Annotated in this window: 17 protein-coding genes; 1 reads left to right on the top strand and 16 read right to left on the bottom strand. The window is 50.6% G+C overall.

Features of this window, described 5'->3' with window-relative positions; translation table 11 throughout:
- Positions 1 to 120 precede the first annotated feature (120 nt).
- From DCW36_RS12405 to DCW36_RS12455, 11 genes are all read right to left on the bottom strand, one after another.
- Positions 121 to 1131, bottom strand: coding sequence for a bifunctional 3-deoxy-7-phosphoheptulonate synthase/chorismate mutase (locus DCW36_RS12405; RefSeq protein ID WP_114784784.1), 1011 nt, complete (start codon positions 1129 to 1131; stop codon positions 121 to 123).
- A gap of 4 nt (positions 1132 to 1135) precedes the next feature.
- Positions 1136 to 1912 carry a tryptophan synthase subunit alpha gene (trpA, locus tag DCW36_RS12410; RefSeq protein ID WP_114784786.1) on the bottom strand — a complete coding sequence of 259 codons (777 nt, stop codon included), beginning with the start codon at positions 1910 to 1912 and terminating at the stop codon, positions 1136 to 1138.
- Complete coding sequence (trpB, locus tag DCW36_RS12415) at positions 1905 to 3092, bottom strand: tryptophan synthase subunit beta (protein WP_114784788.1); 1188 nt, start codon at positions 3090 to 3092, stop codon at positions 1905 to 1907. Before trpB ends, trpA begins: the two co-directional genes overlap by 8 nt.
- 92 nt (positions 3093 to 3184) lie before the next feature.
- Entirely contained in the window at positions 3185 to 3811 is a 627-nt protein-coding gene (locus DCW36_RS12420; protein WP_114784790.1) for a phosphoribosylanthranilate isomerase, read from the bottom strand.
- Complete coding sequence (gene trpC / locus DCW36_RS12425; RefSeq protein ID WP_114784792.1) at positions 3805 to 4623, bottom strand: indole-3-glycerol phosphate synthase TrpC; 819 nt, start codon at positions 4621 to 4623, stop codon at positions 3805 to 3807. Before trpC ends, DCW36_RS12420 begins: the two co-directional genes overlap by 7 nt.
- 303 nt (positions 4624 to 4926) lie before the next feature.
- On the bottom strand, positions 4927 to 5922 hold the full coding sequence (trpD, locus tag DCW36_RS12430) for an anthranilate phosphoribosyltransferase (protein WP_114784794.1): 996 nt from the start codon (positions 5920 to 5922) through the stop codon (positions 4927 to 4929).
- Between the two features lie 146 nt (positions 5923 to 6068).
- Positions 6069 to 6632 carry an anthranilate synthase component II gene (locus DCW36_RS12435; protein ID WP_114784796.1) on the bottom strand — a complete coding sequence of 188 codons (564 nt, stop codon included), beginning with the start codon at positions 6630 to 6632 and terminating at the stop codon, positions 6069 to 6071.
- 1 nt (position 6633) lies between these two features.
- Positions 6634 to 8049, bottom strand: coding sequence for an anthranilate synthase component I family protein (locus DCW36_RS12440; protein ID WP_114784798.1), 1416 nt, complete (start codon positions 8047 to 8049; stop codon positions 6634 to 6636).
- A gap of 348 nt (positions 8050 to 8397) precedes the next feature.
- The gene (locus DCW36_RS12445) at positions 8398 to 8736 is read right to left on the bottom strand and encodes a type II toxin-antitoxin system PemK/MazF family toxin (protein ID WP_114784800.1); all 339 of its coding nucleotides are present in this window, start codon (positions 8734 to 8736) and stop codon (positions 8398 to 8400) included.
- Complete coding sequence (locus DCW36_RS12450) at positions 8723 to 8956, bottom strand: hypothetical protein (RefSeq protein WP_114784802.1); 234 nt, start codon at positions 8954 to 8956, stop codon at positions 8723 to 8725. Before DCW36_RS12450 ends, DCW36_RS12445 begins: the two co-directional genes overlap by 14 nt.
- Before the next feature lie 228 nt (positions 8957 to 9184).
- Positions 9185 to 10663, bottom strand: coding sequence for a M20/M25/M40 family metallo-hydrolase (locus DCW36_RS12455; RefSeq protein WP_114784804.1), 1479 nt, complete (start codon positions 10661 to 10663; stop codon positions 9185 to 9187).
- A 311-nt stretch (positions 10664 to 10974) separates the two neighbouring features.
- Between DCW36_RS12455 and DCW36_RS12460 the strand changes: the two genes are divergently transcribed.
- A complete protein-coding gene (locus DCW36_RS12460) occupies positions 10975 to 11373 on the top strand; it encodes a hypothetical protein (RefSeq protein WP_114784806.1) in 399 nt (132 codons plus the stop codon).
- A gap of 69 nt (positions 11374 to 11442) precedes the next feature.
- Here the strand turns inward: DCW36_RS12460 and DCW36_RS12465 are convergent, their stop codons facing one another.
- The 5 genes from DCW36_RS12465 to hisG all read right to left on the bottom strand — a co-directional run bounded on the left by DCW36_RS12465 (position 11443) and on the right by hisG (position 18003).
- Positions 11443 to 13134 carry an IS1182 family transposase gene (locus DCW36_RS12465; protein WP_205702926.1) on the bottom strand — a complete coding sequence of 564 codons (1692 nt, stop codon included), beginning with the start codon at positions 13132 to 13134 and terminating at the stop codon, positions 11443 to 11445.
- Positions 13135 to 13320: 186 nt separating this feature from the next.
- A complete protein-coding gene (hisB, locus tag DCW36_RS12470; protein ID WP_114784808.1) occupies positions 13321 to 14415 on the bottom strand; it encodes a bifunctional histidinol-phosphatase/imidazoleglycerol-phosphate dehydratase HisB in 1095 nt (364 codons plus the stop codon).
- 408 nt (positions 14416 to 14823) lie between these two features.
- Positions 14824 to 15870, bottom strand: a complete 1047-nt coding sequence (gene hisC / locus DCW36_RS12475) for a histidinol-phosphate transaminase (RefSeq protein ID WP_114784810.1) — start codon at positions 15868 to 15870, stop codon at positions 14824 to 14826.
- Positions 15863 to 17152, bottom strand: coding sequence for a histidinol dehydrogenase (hisD, locus tag DCW36_RS12480; RefSeq protein ID WP_114784814.1), 1290 nt, complete (start codon positions 17150 to 17152; stop codon positions 15863 to 15865). The genes hisC and hisD overlap by 8 nt, the downstream gene beginning before the upstream one ends.
- A complete protein-coding gene (gene hisG, locus DCW36_RS12485) occupies positions 17152 to 18003 on the bottom strand; it encodes an ATP phosphoribosyltransferase (RefSeq protein ID WP_114784812.1) in 852 nt (283 codons plus the stop codon). Before hisG ends, hisD begins: the two co-directional genes overlap by 1 nt.
- Between the last annotated feature and the right edge of the window lie 586 nt (positions 18004 to 18589).

An 18589-nucleotide genomic window follows, 5' to 3' on the forward strand; every position in this document is an offset into this window, starting at 1 on the left:
GATATTATCAGAGATATTGTAATTCTTTGCAAAGGAAATCCTAAACTACTCGACCAGCTTATTCTTTCTGGCTAAGGTTTCGGACAACAATGTTTCCAAAACCTACCGGGTTTATTTTTGTTAAAAACTTTCCCGCAACGCATAAGCCTGCCGCATACGACTGATCAGCCTTTCCGAAGCATGAAAATTAACCGTCTGCTGCCCGTCGGAATACGCTTCTTCCGGACGGGGATGCGCTTCGTAAATAACACCGTCAGCACCGGCCATCACAGCCGCCAGCGACATAGGTTCTACGTAATCGCGGATGCCGATGCCGTGCGATGGGTCCACAATTACCGGCAGGTGTGTTTTCTCCTTCAGTACCGGCACGGCATTCAGATCCAGCACGTTGCGATAAGCTTTTTCGTACGAACGGATGCCCCGCTCACACAGCATGATATTTTCGTTTCCGTTGGAGAAAATGTATTCCGCTGCCTGCAGCAATTCTTCGATGGTTCCGGAAATTCCGCGTTTCAGCAGCACCGGCTTCTGCGACGCACCCAGTGCATCCAGCAGGTTAAAATTCTGGCTGTTGCGGGCGCCCACCTGGAACACATCCACATAATCGATCATCTCCTCGATCTGCGACACCTGCATCACTTCGGTAATGATCTTGATGCCGTTCTCGCTGCAGATGCGGTGGAACATTTTCAGTCCGTCCAGCCCCATGCCGCGGAAAGCATACGGCGAACTGCGGGGCTTGAACACGCCACCGCGCATGATCTTGACATTATTGGCTTTCAGGTGCTCCACGACCTGCTCTATCTGCTGTTCGCTCTCGATGGAACACGGACCGGCCATGATGCTGAACTGCCCTTCGCCTACCACCACGCCATCACCCAGGTCTATCCGGGTGGGTTCTACGCGCCATTTGCGGGAAATCAGCTGGTACTCGTCCGTTACCATAAAAATATCGGCCACGCCAGGCAATTGCCCGATAGTCCGGATATCAAATTCTTTCTTGCCGATGGCCACCAGGTAATCGCCCGCCTGGGTCTCTACCTCGTTTACTTTGTAGCCAATGTTATTTACCTGCTCCAGCACATTTGCTTTCTGAGCGGCCGGCAGGCCTTGTTGCAGTATGATGATCATGGTGCTAGTTTCTTAAACTTTGAACAAAGGTGCGGATGTTTTCCTGCAGGCTTCCCTCCTTCGCCAGCGCTTTGATAAACGCACTCCCGATGATAGCGCCCCTGGAATGGTTGCAGGCTCTTTGGAAGGTTTCTTTGTCATGGATGCCAAACCCGATCATGCGCGGATTTCGCAACTCCAGTCCCGCCAGCCGCTCAAAATACCCCGTATTCTCTACTGATTTGCCACTGGTACTGCCGGTAGTAGAAGCCGAAGAAACCATGTACACAAAACCATTGGACTGGGCATCGATTTCGCGGATGCGCTGCTCCGGTGTTTGCGGCGTTACCAGGAACACCTTGCTCAGGTTGTACTGCTCAAACAGCTCCTTGTACTCCCGCACATAATCCGAGAGCGGCAGGTCGGGCAGGATGATACCGTCGATGCCGATTTCGCTTGCTTTTTTACAGAAGCGCTCCACGCCGTACTGCATCACCGGGTTCAGGTAACCCATCAGCACCAGCGGGATCTGCGTTTTCTCGCGTATGTCTTTCAGCTGCTCAAACAACAGCGGGATGGTCATGCCGTTGCGGATGGCGATTTCGCTGCTCTGCTGAATGGTAGGGCCATCGGCCAGCGGATCGGAGAAAGGCATACCGACTTCAATCAGGTCGACGCCGTTTTTCTCCAGCTCCAGGATGATCGGAACTGTATCGTTCAGGTTAGGGTAACCGGCAGTAAAATAAACCGACAGCAGGCCCTGCTGCTTCTCTGCGAAGAGCTTTTGTATTCTGTTATTCATCAAAATGAAATCGTTCTAAGTAAGTTGCCAGATCTTTATCGCCGCGCCCGGAAAGGTTCACGACCACCACGTCGTCGGGTTTTGCGCCCAGTCTGCCGACTGCAGCCAGGGCATGCGCCGTTTCCAGAGCAGGAATAATGCCTTCGAGCCGGGTCAGTTCCAATACCGCCTGCAGTGCCTCTTCGTCGGTTACACTTTCGAAGATGGCTCGTTTTGTATCGAAGAGGTGCGCGTGCAACGGACCTACGCCCGGGTAATCAAGCCCTGCCGAAATGGAATAAGGTTCTGTTACCTGCCCGTCCTCGGTCTGCATGAGCAGCGTACGGCTTCCGTGAATGATACCTTCTTTCCCCAGTACCGATGTCGCGGCTGACTCACCTGAATCTACGCCCAAACCTGCCGCTTCTACCGCCACCAGTTTCACCTCCGGACGGTCCAGGTAATGGTAAAAAGCACCGGCTGCATTGCTGCCGCCGCCCACGCAGGCTACCACATAATCCGGGTAATCACGCCCTTCCTTCTCCTGCAGCTGTGCCATCATCTCCTCCGAAATAACGGACTGGAAACGTGCTACCATGTCGGGGTATGGGTGCGGACCTACCACGGAACCGATGATGTAATAAGTGTTTTCAGGATTGTTGATCCAATCGCGGATGGCTTCGTTGGTGGCGTCTTTCAGGGTCTTGCTGCCGCTGGTTGCCGGCACCACACTGGCGCCTAACATCTTCATACGGGCTACGTTAGGGGCCTGGCGTTTAATGTCCACTTCACCCATATATACCACGCACTCGATCCCCATTAAAGCACAAACCGTAGCTGTTGCCACGCCATGCTGCCCGGCACCTGTCTCGGCAATGATGCGGGTTTTGCCCAGGCGCTTTGCCAGCAAAATCTGCCCTACCGTGTTGTTAATTTTGTGCGCACCGGTGTGGTTGAGGTCCTCCCGCTTCAGGTAAATTTTGGTGTTGTACTTCTCCGAAAGTCGTTTGGCAAAATACAAAGGTGTTGGTCTGCCTACATAATCCTTCAGAAGCGACTGGAACTCCTCCTGGAAATCAGGCTCCTGCATGATTTTCAGGTAATTCTGCCGCAGCTCCTCCACGTTCGGGTAAAGCATCTCGGGGATATAAGCTCCTCCGAATTTGCCGTAGAACCCATAGTCGTCTACTGTAAACTTCATGTTTTTTAGTTAAGAGTTAAAAGTTAAGAGTTATGAGTGGTTTTAAGCACTTAACTCTTAACGTAAACTTTCTCATTATCAATTCTTTTACCTTACAAAGGTTTTTTATAATCCTTCAGCAACGTCTTTACTTTCTCCACATCCTTCAGGCCCGGCGCCAGTTCAAAGCCGCTGTTCACATCCAGTGCAAAAGGCTTTTTCTTTATGCCGTGAATGCCGCTGATATTCTCCAGGTTCAGTCCGCCGCTCAGGAAGTAGGGTTTGTCTGAAGGATATTGCTCCAGGATTTCCCAGTTAAATACCACACCGTTGCCGCCGTAATTTTTGCCTTTGGTATCGAAGAGGTAATAGTCGCAGCTGTTCTCGTAGGGCTGCAGGTCTTCAAAATTAAAGTTATCATCCACCGAAAAAGCTTTCACCACCTGGTAACCTGCCTCCTGCAGTTCCCGGCACTGCTCCGGCGACTCGTGCCCATGCAGCTGCAACAGGTTAAATTTGTATTTAGCTGCTGCCTCCAAAACCGCTGCTGTTGAAGCATTTACGAAAACGCCCACTTTCTTTGTGGTAGCAGGCAACGCAGCAAGCACTTCTTCGTTGATGCTGCCTTCGGCGTAGCGGCTGGATTTTGGGTAGAAGATAAAACCCAGGAAATCGGGCCGCAGGGCGGCAACTTCCCGGATATTTTCCGGCTCCCGCATGCCGCACACCTTTACTAGCATACTTCCTCCTGCTTCTTTTCCTGTAAAACTCTGAAGTGATGAATGAATTCGGCAGCGGCACGTTCCGGACGGCTGCTGTTCATGAAAGTCTCCCCGATCAGGAACCCGTTGAAACCGGCATTCTTCAATTCAATCATGGTTTCCGGTTTGCTGATGCCGCTTTCGGAAATCTTGGTAATGCCTGCCGGAATGTGCCGGGCTATTTCGTAAGAAGCGTTAATATCGGTTTTGAAATCTTTCAGGTTGCGGTTGTTCACGCCCACAACCGTGATATGCTCGCTCAGCGTCGCGTCCAGTTCCTCTTTGTCGCGCACTTCAAGCAACACTTCAAGTCCAAGAGAGCGGGCAAAGGCAGCCAGTTCTTTCAGGCGTGCAGGTTCCAGGGCAGCGGCAATCAGCAGAATGGCATCAGCGCCGATCGATTTTGCTTCGATGATCTGGTACTCATCCACCGTAAAATCCTTGCGCAGAATCGGGCAGTAATTAAACTTGCGGGCCGTCATGAGATCCTCGTTCTTGCCACCGAAATACTTCGTATCGGTTAATACAGAAAGTGCCGAAGCCCCTGCCTGCATATACCCGATCGATGTGCGCTCCACCGACACATACGGGTTGATATCGCCACGGGAAGGTGAGCGGCGTTTTATTTCGGCAATGATCCCGCTTTTATCCGGTCGCAGCAGGTATTGTTCCAGCGAAACGCAGGGTGTCGGGAAGTACATGCTCTTCTCCAGCAGTTTTACCGGGTACAGCTCTTTCCGTTCGGCTACTTCTTTGTATTTGTATGCTATAATTTCTTCTAAAACATTCATGTTCTGAAATTGTAAATCGTTGGCTTGATGTTATTTACTATAAGCTGTTTCGTCTGGTTCTTTAACGGTATACCATAGCCTCAGCATATTGCTTTTTCGGATTTATCAATCCGAAAACAAGTGGCAGGGGATTTCTCAATCCCTGTTGACCAGCTGCTGGGGCACTCGGGTCTGGAGACCCGCAACAGTAATACTTCGGATTAACAAATCCGAAGTAGCAAAGAGTTAGCTCTTCCGTGTAAGCTGAAAGCTTACACGATAAATGCTCCAAGTTGAAAACTTGAAGCAGTAAATTTACTTTTATCAGTTATCGTTGATAAACCGTTTAAACAAATCAAAAGCAGCCCCGGAGGCCAGCGTTTCCTGCGCCTGCGCCACACCCTCCTGGTAACTCAACTCAGGACGAGCGCATTGAATAGCCATACCCGCGTTTGCCGCAACTACTGCTTGCTGCGCTGCCGTACCTTCTCCTCGGAGCACCTGCAGGAATATGTCTGTAGACCCTTTTATATCGTGACCGCCCTGTATCTGCTCCTGTTGCAGGCGTGGCAGCCCCAGGTTCTCCGCATCCAGGAGCAGCTCGCTCTCGTCTGATATCAGCTTGAACGGGCTGGTCAGGGAGATTTCATCGTAGCCGTCCAGGGTGTGTACGATGCTGTAGCGGGTATCGGTTTGCTGCTGGTACAGGTAACCGTACATGCGCGCCAGCTCCAGGCTGAACACCCCCACCATCTGCCGTTTCGGGAAGGCTGGATTCACCATCGGACCGAGCATGTTGAAGAAGGTTTTCACGCCCAGTTCTTTGCGAATAGACCCAACACTTTTCATAGCCGGGTGAAACAGGGGCGCGTGCAGAAAGCAGATGTTATACTTGTCGATGTTTCGCTCCAGCTGGTCATGATCGGTGGTAAATTTTACCCCCAACGCCTCCAGCACGTTCGAAGAGCCGCAGGCCGACGAAACGCCGTAGTTCCCGTGCTTGGCTACCGGAATGCCGTTGGCCGCCACCACAAACGAAGAAAGCGTAGAGATGTTAAACGTATCTTTGCCATCGCCACCGGTACCACACAGGTCAATGGGGTTATAAGCATCCAGGTCCACGCGGTGGCAGAGCTCCAGCAGCGCGTCGCGGAAACCTTCCAGTTCGTGCACAGTGATGCTGCGCATCATAAACACTGTCAGGAAACTCGATATCTGGTTTTGGTTATAGGAACCGGAAGCAACTTTCATCAGCACCTCCCGGGCCTGCTCTTTCGTCAGCGTTTTGTGCTCGAACAGGTGGTTTAGTATTTCTTTCATATGTTTATCTTTTCTGTCTGAATTTGGATTCGTCAGATGAAAGGATTAATCAGATTTTTGTATTTAATTCATTCTTCAACAGTAAGAAATGATTCATTTTCAAAAATCCATTAATCCACTAATCTGACGAATCCAAATTCAGACAATTAACTCTCCAGCCAGTTCTTAATGATCTCTTTGCCATGTTCAGTCAGCACCGACTCCGGGTGGAACTGCACACCGCGTACATCGTAGTCGCGGTGGCGGAGCGCCATAACGTGACCGGTCTCGTCAACGGCAGTTGGAAGCAGTTCCTCCGGCATGTTCGATTCCACTAACCAGGAGTGGTAGCGGCCGATGTTAAAGCTTTCGGGAAGTCCTTTGAAGAGCGGTTCCTGCGCATCCGTCACCTTTACTTTCGTAGAGATTCCATGCCATACATCGTTGCTGTTGAACAACTTACCACCAAACACCTCACCTATTGCCTGATGTCCCAGGCACACGCCCAGCAGGCTTTTGGTCGGGCCGTATTCCCGGATAACGTCTTTCAGAATTCCTGCTTCATCCGGAATGCCCGGTCCTGGCGACAGCATGATTTTATCGAAAGCGCCTACCTCTTCCAGCGTTATCTTATCGTTGCGGCGTACGGTTACGTTAGCTCCCAGTTCCTCGAGCAGGTGCACGAGGTTATACGTGAAGGAGTCGTAGTTATCTATTACAAGAACGTCCATATTATTTGTTGATCTTCTGGGCTATTTTTAATGCTTTCCGGAGGGCCATCAGCTTGTTATCGACCTCCTGCAGCTCACTTTCCGGGTTTGAAGCTGCCACCACACCTGCTCCGGCCTGGTAGTAGAGTTTGTAGTCTTTGCTCAGGAAAGACCGGATCATGATGGCGCTGTTGAAGTTCCCGTTAAAGTCGAGGAAGCCGATGCAGCCGCCGTAGAAGGAGCGGTTGGTGGTTTCGTAGCGGTCGATGAGCTGCATGGCCATGTGCTTGGGAGCGCCTGACAAAGTGCCTGCCGGAAACGTGCTGGCCACCATCTGCAGCGAGTCGGCGTGGTTGTGCAGTTTGCCCGATACTTTGGATACCAGGTGAATCACGTGCGAGTAGAACTGGATTTCGCGGAAGGTTTCCACTTTCACATCATAGCCGTTTCGGCTCAGGTCGTTGCGGGCCAGGTCCACGAGCATTACGTGTTCGGCATTTTCTTTCGGGTCGGCGAGCAGTTTTTCGGCCAAAGCAGCGTCGGCGGCATCGTCGCCGGTGCGGCGGAAGGTGCCGGCAATCGGGAAAATGCTGGCTTTGTCGTCTTTAATGATCAGCTGCGCTTCCGGTGAAGAGCCGAAAATTTTAAAGCTGCCGTAGTCGAAGTAAAACAGGTAAGGCGACGGGTTTACGGAACGCAGGGCGCGGTACACATTAAATTCATCTCCCTGGAACGACTGCGCAAACCGCCTGGAAAGCACCAACTGGAACACATCGCCGCGGAAACAGTGCTGGCGCGCCCGCTCGATATTAAACAGGAAGCTCTCGCTGTCGATGTTATATTCTTCTTCGCCAACCATTCTGAAATTATAACTCGGAATGTTCTGGCTGTTGAGCAGCGACTCCAGCAGTTCGATGCCGTCGTCCTGCACCTCGCCGTACTGGTGCGAAAAAATGTAAGCTTTGTTCGAGAAATGATTAATCGCGATAATATAGCGGTACACATTGTAGTATACATCCGGAATCCGGATGCGTTCCTCGCGCAGGTTAATATCGATGTCTTCGTAGTAACGAACGGCATCGTAGTTCATGTAGCCGAACAGGCCGTTCTGGATGAAGCTGAATTTCTTATCCAGTTCCACCTCGAAGCTGGAAGCAAAAGCCGCAACACGATCCGGCACATTAACCTCCGGCGTCACCTGCGTATGCACAATGGAACCATCGGGGAACGTCTCGATCAGCTCTTCATTCTCCAGCTTGATGCTGGCCATCGGGCTGCAACAGATGTACGAGAAGCTGTTCTCGGCGCCATGATAGTCGGAGCTTTCCAGCAGGATGCTGTTGGGGAACCGGTCCCGAAGCCGCAGGTATACACTTACCGGCGTTATCACGTCAGCCAGCAGTTCCTTGTGCTTCGTATTGATCTTAAATTTTTTCATCGTTTTGAATAAAAGAAAAAGCCTGCCATTCGGGTGAACAGCAGGCTTTCGGTACCTTTAAATTTGCTATATTTTATTTCTTCAGATTATACATAGCAGTGCTGTTCACGAAGTTTTTCCCTACGTGCCACCACCATGCGTTATGAAGTTCATGTATCATTTCTCTAAATAAGCTTCTTGTACAGCAAAAGTAGGTTTTAGTACGATACTTGCAAAATATTCCGCGAAAAAATTTAAAATTTATTTTAAGCAGGTCCGGCTATTATGAAAGGTGGAATAAGCAGCAGAGGCTGTGGTGGCAGGTGCAGAGGAACAAAAGCAGCAAATAGCGGATTGGCAGATGGACTTTTAATCTAAGTCCAGAACTATTTTAACATTCTCTTTTATTTTGTTTTTAACCTTTTCATCTAATTGACCAATTCTGCGCATCAACCTGGAATTATCAATAGCCCTTATTTGATCAATCATGATGTCACAATCTTCTTTTACGTTCGCCATTCCTTTAGAAAGGTGTACGCGTAATATATCTGATTTAGGCTGCACATTGGTCGTTACAGGACAAACAATTGTTGATGGATGAGACTTATTCAGAAGGTTTGTTTGTATAATAACTACTGGCCTGACTTTCCCTGTTTCAGTTCCAATCCTTGGGTTTAAGTCGGCAATCCACAATTCAAACTGCTTCATCTTCCAATGCTTCAAATTCAGCTAAAACAGAAAGGGATTCGCCCGCAACTAATTTTGATTCATTTTCAAGTTGGCTGGCAAGAAGTCTTCTTTTTTGAATTTTATTATAAAATTCTAAAGCTTCATTGATATACCTGTTCCTGTTCTTGTGAACTTTAGCAAGTATATGCTCGGTCTCCTGAAAGATTTTATCTTCCAGTTTCAAGGATAGGTTTTTCATGATGGTTTGTTTTTACAAAAGTAAATACTTTTAGTATATACTACAAGTATTTACCTTTGTTACCATTCAGGCTCGCCAATGGCAGTAAATAAGTAAGATCTCCACAAACAAGTTCGGCGCGCTATAAACTCAGTTCTTCGATGTTATTGAAGTAACCTGCTCCGGTCCTACGGTAAAAAACTCTGCTGCAGCTGCCACCACAGCCTCTGCTCCTCGCCCGGGGGAGCACTAGTAAGCAGCCGAATCGCTCCCTTTCCCGCTTACCCGCTCCAGCAGCCTCTGGTAGAACACAATGCAACCTTCAAAAACCTCCACCGACAGCCGTTCATTTACATTATGCACCAGCCGGGCATTTTCAGGGTTCACCACCTGCGGCGCAAACAGGAAAACATTGTCGGCTTTGTCGGTATAGTGCTTGGCATCGGTGGCGCCCGGAAACAGGGCCGGGGCAACGGCTGCATCTGGGAATACCTCCAGTATGGTCGATTTCAGGGCGCTGTAGAGCCAGGTGTCGGTGGACGTAACGGGGGAAGGCGGCGTGTATACACCGTACTGCTCTATCTGTACGCGGTCGTCGTCTACCACTTTTTTCAGGTAAGCCAGCACGCTGGCATCCGTCTCGCCTGTCAGTATCCGGACGTTAATTACCGCAGTAGCCACACGCGGCAGCACGTTGAATTTATCGCCAGCCTGGATGATGGTCGGCGCCACTTTTGTGCGGATGAGGGCATCGGTGGCCTGGTTGTTGGAAAGTTTCTTTTTGATGATCCCCTTCAGCAGCCAGTAAAACTTCATCGATATACGGTACATGGTTCCCATCTCCTGGCTCAGGATATCCAATGTATTGCGGGTGGAGGGGGTAATGCGTGCTTTAAACGGGTGCCGGTTGATGCGGGCAATGGCTTCGCCCAGCACAGAGATAGGGGTGTCGGATGGCGGAATGGAAGAATGGCCGCCGCCCCCTTTCACGGTCAATTGGAAATTGATGTTTCCTTTGGCAGCTGTTCCGATAAAAGCCACCGGCCTGTCAATGGAAGGCATCAGTCCGTCGGTAACGGCCAGCCCTTCGTCAAACACTGCTGCCAGGCGCACGCTCCTTTCGCCCAGCAGGGCGCTTATTTTTCCGGCTCCCGCCAGGCCGCCCACTTCTTCGTCGTGCCCGAAGGCCAGCAATATGGTTCGTGCAGGGGTATAACCACGCTGCAGCATCTGCTCTACAGCCTCCAGAAGGGCAATGACACGGTATTTGTCATCCATGGTGCCCCGCCCCCAGATGTATCCGTCTGCTACCATGCCGGCAAACGGGTCGTATTTCCATTTTTCATCTGAAGCATCCTCTACCGGTACCACATCCAAGTGCGCGCTGAACAGGACCGGCTTCAAAGCAGGATCACTCCCGCGCCAGGTGTAAAGCAGGCTGTAGTCGTTCACCACCTCCCGTGCCAGCTGCCGGTGCACCAGCGGGAATGCCTGCTGCAGGTAGTGGTGCAGAGCCGTAAAGGCTGCAAAATTCACAGCGCCTGTGTCTAGCCTGGAGACAGTCCGGAGCTTTACAGCTTCTGCCAGCTTGCGGATGGCCCCGGTTTTTGTGTCACCGCCTGCTGCTACCGTGTCAGAAGTTACAGCGAATTGTGCATTGGCCGCACTGCTACCGCTCCACAGTTGTCCGAGGAAAAACGCAAAAGTTACAAATAGCCTGGTAAACATGATGCCGTGCCGGGTTAAGGTTCAGGTACTACATGATACGTACTGCAGCAGGTTTACTTAGGTTTTAGGGGCAGTTTTGGCAAGATTATCTTTATGTAACGAAACCGCTGTTCAGGCACTTTGTAGTCAGGAAGTTAGATGTCTATCTACGTTCCAGAATAAAATTATAAAATGATTAGAATTGTATTTTATAAATAAAAAATCCCTGATATGCCTTCCTTTATAAAACAAAAAAGAAGTTTTACCTGTTGATTTAGCGGAATGCTTTTTACCTTTGCAGCCTCACGTTAAGCAAATGACAGCTAAAGTCTATGAGAAACGAGATACTTTACAGAGAAACGTACATAGCAATTGAGTTTAATCCTGCTGATGACTGGATCTATGTAAATTGGCGTGGCTATGTAAATTATGATACCGTTACGGCTGGTTGTGAGCAGATTCTGCACTGCATGCAGGAGAAACATTGCTATAAAGTGCTTAACGATAATACCAACGTGGAAGGCATCTGGTCCGGGGCTTCGAGGTGGGTTGGCGAAGACTGGTTTCCACGCATGAAAGCTGCCGGCCTGAAGCATTTTGCCTGGATTTACTCTCCGAGTACCTTCAGCCGCCTTTCCACCGACAAGGCCTTGCGCCATACCGTAGACATCGATCTGATCAGAACTTTCGATAGCCTGGAAGCCGCTCAGTACTGGCTCCGGTCGCTTTGAGATACCTACATAATCAATAAAAAAAGAGGCTGTCCGAAAAGGGGCAGCCTCTTTGTGTTTCTATTTCTTTTACGCAATAATTTGTAGGCTGTAGCTCAGATGCCTCAGGGTGCACCATTTTGCCTTTATCGCTCTCAGCACGAGTTTACCACTCTCCACAAGGCTTGAAGAAGCCTCTTTTATGGCCTTAGCAGCTTTCTCCAAAGCCATAGCCGCTGCCTTTTTCTGCCTTTGCTCTGTGGTCACCATTTTCCGCAGGTTGTGGCCAATGGCAGCCAGTCCGAACTCCAGTCGCACCTTTGCCAGGGAACGAAGTTTGAAACGGTTAAACCTGTTGTTACTCTTTAGCTGCCCGAATACCGCCTCGGGTTCTATGGCTCTTCTCTTTCGCAGCTGCACCCCTTCCTCACTCAACAGCCGCTCCCGTGCCTTTGCCCTGTAGGCCCTGAGTTTGTGGTTGACCTCTATCTCCCGCTCGCCTTTCCCCTTGTGGCACATGCCCCGCAAAGGACAGCCCTGGCAGCACCTTGCCCTGTAGCGGCTCACACTGTACTCGTAGCCCAACTCACTCTTGCGCTTGTATTCCCCCACCTTTTCCATATGCTGGCCCATGGGGCAGACAAAGTAATCCTGCTCTTGATTGTAGTAGAGGTTCTGGGTATGAAAGAAGTTGTTTTTGAAGTTTCTTTTCTGCTCTTTATGAAAGTAGTTGTACTTGACAAAAGCCTCCACCTTGTGCTCTTCCAGCCACTCATAATTCTGCTCTGAGCCGTAACCTGCATCGGCTACTACTTTTTCTGATTGCTTATGATGCTGCTTTTCAAACTCCTCCAGGTGCGAGATGAGCGTGGCCACGTCGCCCGGGCGCTGGTGAAGGGAGTAATGGGTGATGAACTGGTTTTCTGTGCTGATTTGGGTGTTGTAGGCGGGCTTGAGCTGCCCGTTCTTCATGTGGTCCTCCTTCATGCGCATGAAAGAGGCATCCTCATCTGTTTTGCTGTAGCTGTTCCGCTCACCCAGCACCTGTAGTTGCTGCTCATACTTCTCGAGCCGTGGCAGGTGCTCTTCTTGTAGCTTCTTTACCTGCTTTTGCGCTTTCTTGCCCAGTGTCGGCAGGCGCTGGTTTAGCTCCTCAAGCTTCTGGCGGAGTTGCGTAGCGTCCACCCTGGAGGACTCCTCAGGGGTAGTGGCATGGGCTTTATCCTCTCTGATAGCCTGTTTGATTTGGGAGAGAACACCATTGATTTTGTCTTCCAGTTTGGCCTTATTTTTCTCTACCGAACCTTTCCATACGAAGCTGTAACGGTTGGAAGCGGCTTCTAGCTTGGTGCCGTCTATATACTGCACATCCAGGCTCACATACTTCAAATCATGCAGAAGCCGCACTACTTCTGCAAACAGGTGGTTGATCTGGTTTTTGAGGCGCTTGGAGCGAAAGTCATTGATGGTGCGGAAGTCAGGGGTGCTGTTGCCTGAAAGCCACATGAAGTGGATGTTCTCTTCCAGGGCCTGGGCAATGCGGCGGCAGGAGTAGATGTTGCAGAAGTAGGCGTAGAAGAGCACCTTCAAAAGCATGCGTGGATGGTAACGGCTCGTGCCGCCTCCTTTATAGGTGGAGAGCAAATCATCCAACTGAAGCTTATCTACTACCTGATTGACCAGCCGCACCGGGTGGCCTGCTGCAATACGATCTCCGATGCTCGGGGGAAAGAGGACAACCTGATCGGCAGTCAACTCCTTGAAGACAACCTTTCTACTCATACCTCTAATATAGCTCAAATGCTATGAAAACAAAAGAGGGTGACCTTTTTGGACACCCTCTTTTTTGTTGTTTATCCTCGGGATGAGTTGCTGTTACATGATGGCAACGTACTGCTTCCTTCCCTACATTGTTTTGCAAAAAAATCTGCTGCTCCTGCCTCCACAGCCACTGCTGCCCGGGAAATACTACAACGTGCCTTTCGTGCTCGGAATGGTGTTGTCTTCGGGGTTACGCTGCACCGCCATCCGGATTGCTTTTGCAAACGCTTTAAAAATGGCTTCTATCTTATGGTGTTCGTTCTCGCCTTCTGCTTTCACGTTCAGGTTGCACTTGGAGGTGTCGCTGAAAGATTTGAAGAAGTGGAAGAACATTTCGGTTGGCATGTCGCCCACCATTTCGCGTTTAAAGGTAGCATCCCACACAATCCAGGGGCGGCCGCTGAAATCGATCGCCACCTGTGCCAGCACGTCGTCCATGGGCAGCAGGAAACCGTAGCGGCTGATGCCTTTTTTGTCGCCCAGCGCTGCAAGGAAGGCTTCGCCTAAGGCCAGGCCGGTGTCTTCGATGGTATGGTGCTCGTCGATGTGCAGGTCGCCCTGTACCTGGATGTCCAGGTCGAGCTTACCGTGCTTGCCGAGCTGCTCCAGCATGTGGTCGAAAAAGCCAAGCCCGGTATGGATGTTCATTTTACCGGTACCGTCCAGGTTCAGGTTAATGGCAATGCTGGTTTCGGAAGTCTTGCGGTTGATGCTGGCCGTGCGTTGCGGCAGGCGCAGGTACAGGTAAATTTCGTCCCAGCTGTTGGTGCTCAGCGTAGCCTCTTCCGCTGTTCCCTCAGAAAGGTAAATAGACTTGGTGCCCAGGTTCTTGGCCAGCTGCACATCCGTCAGCCGGTCACCGATCACGTAGGAGTTTTCCAGGTCGTACTCCCCTTCCAGGTAATGCTTCATCATGCCAATACCCGGCTTACGGGTGTGCAGCCCTTCGTGCTCAAAGCTTCGGTCGATCAGGATTTCATGAAACTTCACGCCTTCGCTTTCCAGGATCTCCAGCATCTTGTTCTGGTACGGCCAGAAAGTTTCTTCCGGATACGAGTCGGTGCCCAGCCCGTCCTGGTTTGTCACCATCACAAACTCGTAATCGAGCTCGTTGTAAATCTTCACCAGGTTCTGGATAGCCTTCGGGATAAAAGAAAATTTCTCGAAAGAATCTACCTGGTAATCGGTTTTCGGCTCCACCAGGATTGTGCCGTCACGATCTATAAAAAGCGCTTTTTTCATTTTATGTTAAAGGTGAAAGAGTAACAAAAAAGTCCCCCTTTGAAGGGGGTAAGGGGGATGATGCATGGGATATGTATAAAGTCAAGTCAATAGCATGAACCAATTTTTGTTCACAGGTGTAAGTCATCCCCCAGCCCCCTTCAAAGCTGATCTTGTAGGGAAAAAATTGTCTGTTTTGCAACCATTACCTTAGCTCGTTAACTGAGCAAGAACTGCTTCAAGTTTAGCGTAGCGTAACTTGGAGCTTTTCATCCGGCAAGTTTTCAACTTGCGTGTCTATAAAAGCTGGCATGCGCAGGCACGAAAGCTGAAAGCTTTCATAATACAGAGCTCCAAGTTACGCTACGCTAAACTTGAAGCAGGATTTTCCCTACAAGATTAGCTTCAAAGGGGGACAAAACATAGCTACTATCTAAACTCCCGGATCGCCTGCAGCAGTTGCTGGTTCTCTTCCAGCGTACCTACCGAAATACGGAGGCAGCCTTCGCAGCCCGGAAGGCTGGAGCGGTTGCGCACCACAATGCCGCGTGCGATCAGGTGGTCGTACAGGCGGTTGGCGTCTGTTACCTGCACCAGCAGGAAGTTCGCATCGGATGGGTAGACTTTCAGTACCGCCTCCAGCGTTGGCAGCGCCTGCACCAGCAGCTCGCGCTCCTGTATGATCTCCTCCACCATGTACTTCAGCTCTTCTTCCTTCTCCAGGGCCTGCAGCGCCAGCTCCTGCGTTGCTTCGTTGATGTTGTAAGGCGGCTTTATCTTGTCGAGCAGGCTGATGATTTCTTCCGAAGCAAAGGCCAGCCCTAAGCGCAATCCGGCCATGCCCCAGGCTTTGGAAAAAGTCTGCAGCACCACCAGGTTTGGAAACTCGTCGAGGCGCGTGATCCAGCTTGGTTCGGAGGCAAAGTCAATATAAGCTTCATCCAGCACCACCACGCCGTTGAAGTTGCGCAGCAGGGCCTCTACCCTTTCCGGTTCAATTAGGTTGCCGGTCGGGTTGTTGGGCGAACAGATGAAGAGCAGCTTGGTGGTTGGCTTCACCTGTCGCAGCACCTCCTCTACCGGCACCTGGAAATCGGGTGTCAGCTGTACCGACTGCAGCTGCACATCGTTCAGGTTAGCCGATACTTCGTACATGCCGTAGGTAGGCGGCAGTTGCAGCATGGTGTCCTGCCCCGGCGTGCAGAGCATCCGGAAGAGCAGGTCGATGGCTTCGTCGCTGCCGTTGCCCAGGAAAATCTGCGAGGGCCGCACACCTTTTATTTCGGCGATGCGCTTCTTCAGCTTCTTCTGGTGCGGGTCCGGGTAGCGGTTGTAGGTGCCGCCGGCCAGGCTGCCTACGTTGTTTTCGTTCGCATCAATAAAGATACTGGCCGATCCTTTAAATTCGTCGCGTGCCGATGAATAAGGTTTCATCTTCAGCACATTTGGCCGCACGAGCTCCTGCAGCTTAAACATTGTTCACCTCCTTTAATCGTACACTAACTGCATTTTTGTGCGCTTCCAGCCCTTCGGCTTCTGCCATCACCTCAATGGTTTTGCCGATGTGCTGCAGCCCCTGTGGTGTGATGTGCTGAAAGGTTATTTTCTTTACAAAACTATCCAGCGACACGCCGCTGTAGGCGCGGGCATAGCCGTTGGTGGGTAAGGTATGGTTGGTTCCGGAGGCATAGTCGCCGGCCGATTCCGGGCTGTAGTTGCCCAGGAACACAGAGCCTGCATTGGTCACATAGCGCTCCAGGTTTTCGAAGTTCTTCACCGCCAGGATCAGGTGTTCCGGCGCATACAGGTTCGAGAAGGCCAGCATCCCTTCCACGCTGTGCAGCAGAATAGCCAGGCTGTTCTCTAAAGCTTTGGCTGCAAATTCTTTACGGGGCAACACCTCCAGCTGTGCCTGAAGCTCCTGCTCCACCTGTTCCAGCAACTCTTTGGAGTTGGTCAGGAAAATCACCTGCGAATCCGGCCCGTGCTCGGCCTGCGACAACAGGTCGGCCGCTACAAAAGCAGGATGGGCCGAATCGTCGGCAATGACCAGCACTTCCGAAGGACCGGCAGGGAGGTCGATGGCGACACCGGCTTTGCTTACCAGCTGCTTTGCCACCGTTACGTATTGGTTACCCGGTCCGAAGATTTTATGTACCGCTGTTACCGTTTCGGTACCGAAGGCCATGGCTGCAATAGCCTGTGCGCCTCCTGCCTTCACAATTTTAGTTATGCCCAGCAACGAAGCCGCATATAGGATGGCTGGATGCACGGTACCGTCTTTGGAAGGCGGCGTGCAAAGCACTATTTCTCGACAGCCGGCCAGTTTTGCCGGTACCCCCAGCATGAGCAGTGTCGAAAACAAGGGCGCTGTGCCACCGGGAATATAAAGCCCCACACAATCAATCGCCACGCTTTTGCGCCAGCAGGTTACGCCCGGCATGGTTTCTGTTTTGCGCAGAGGCTCCGCCTGTCCTTTATGAAATGCTTCTATGTTGCTGTGTGCCTGCTGGATCGCCTCCTTCAGCTCTACTTTCAGTTGCGATGCAGCTGCGGCTATTTCAGTTTCCGAAACAAGCAGTTCCTCCACCGTAATGCCGTCATATTTCTGCGTCAGTTCCCGCAAAGCGGCATCGCCTTTTTCTTTTACCAGCCGGAACGTTTCCAGGATGCCGGGTTCCAGGTCTTCCAGGTTTTTGGTGGGCCTGCTTACCAGGCCTGCCCATTCGGGTTTGACCGGGTATTCAATTTTCCGCATCATACAATCATTTTCTCGATAGGTACAACCAATATGCCCTGCGCGCCGGCATCTTTAATTTTCTCGATAATTTCCCAGAACGCATCTTCCTGAACTACGGAGTGGATGGAGCTCCAGCCTTCTTCCGCCAGCGGAAGGATAGTCGGCGACTTAATGCCCGGTAACAGTTCTTTGATGCGCTCAATACTTTCGTTCGGGCTGTTGAGCACGATGTACTTTGTTTTCTGGGCCCGCTGCACGGCATGTATCCTGAAAAGTAACTTTGCCAGTATTTCGCGCTTCTCTTCGCTCAGGTCTTCGTTGGCAATCAGCACTGCCTGCGACTTAAATACCCGCTCCACTTCCCGCAGTCCGTTGCTGATGAGCGTACTGCCGGAGCTTACAATATCGCAGATAGCTTCTGCCAGCCCGATGCTGGGGGCAATTTCAACCGATCCGCTGATGGTATGAATTTGCGCTTTCACGCCATTTTCGTCGAGGAAGTTTTGCAGGATGTTCGGGTAGGAAGTGGCAATGTTCATGCCTTCCAGGTCAGCTACGGACTTATATTCGGTTGCCTTGGGCACGGCCAGCGACAGGCGGCACTTCGAAAAGCCCAGCTGTTCTACCGTCAGGTGCTGCTTGCCTTCCTCTACCAGCACGTTTTCGCCCACAATTCCAATATCGGCTACGCCGTCGGCTACATATCCGGGTATGTCGTCGTCGCGGAGGAACAGGATTTCGAGCGGAAAATTGGTGGATTCGGTTTTCAGTTTCAGCGAGCTGCTGATAAAGGAAATTCCACATTCACGGATCAGGTTCAGCGAGTCGTCGCTGAGTCTGCCGGATTTTTGGATGGCTATACGAAGCATGTTTTTATATCTGGAAATTTATGGTACAAAAATAGGCACTGCTTTGCTTAGGACAAAGTATAATTCGGGCTAATACCCGCGGGGGCAATATATTGATTGGCTTCCTCTTACGAGGAATGATGGATGTGCTGGTGATGCATAGCAGAACCGCAGGCAACAGGCGCTGCCACAACCGGAGAGGTAATATGTAATCTGTTCTTGCTCATTTGCGCTGCAAAGCTAACATCTTTTTGCAGGAATGAAAATTTTGAGAAGGTAAATTTGGCTGTTTCTCCATTTTTTGCTTACCAGGAAGTAAAAAGACGGTGTTCAGCTTTCAGAAAAAGTCTGCTGCTGCAGTCTCCACTCCCGCTGCTCTTAGAGTAAAAGCTTTCTTCTTCGGAATGTTTAAACTAAAATCCCAGGGCCTTTGCAGACAATCTCCGGCTCTTTTGCAGCGTTTTAAATTGTATGAACCGGCAGCAACAGCTGTTGTATAATAAATTTATACTCATTAGTGTCCAAACGTTGCTTTTTTATATCTATATAATCTACTGTAATTAAAGATGTTATACCTTGTTTTTGGATTTTTCGATTTGAAATGGGT

Origin of the sequence: Botryobacter ruber, assembly GCF_003347595.2 — a bacterium.
GTDB lineage: Bacteria > Bacteroidota > Bacteroidia > Cytophagales > Hymenobacteraceae > Pontibacter > Pontibacter ruber_A.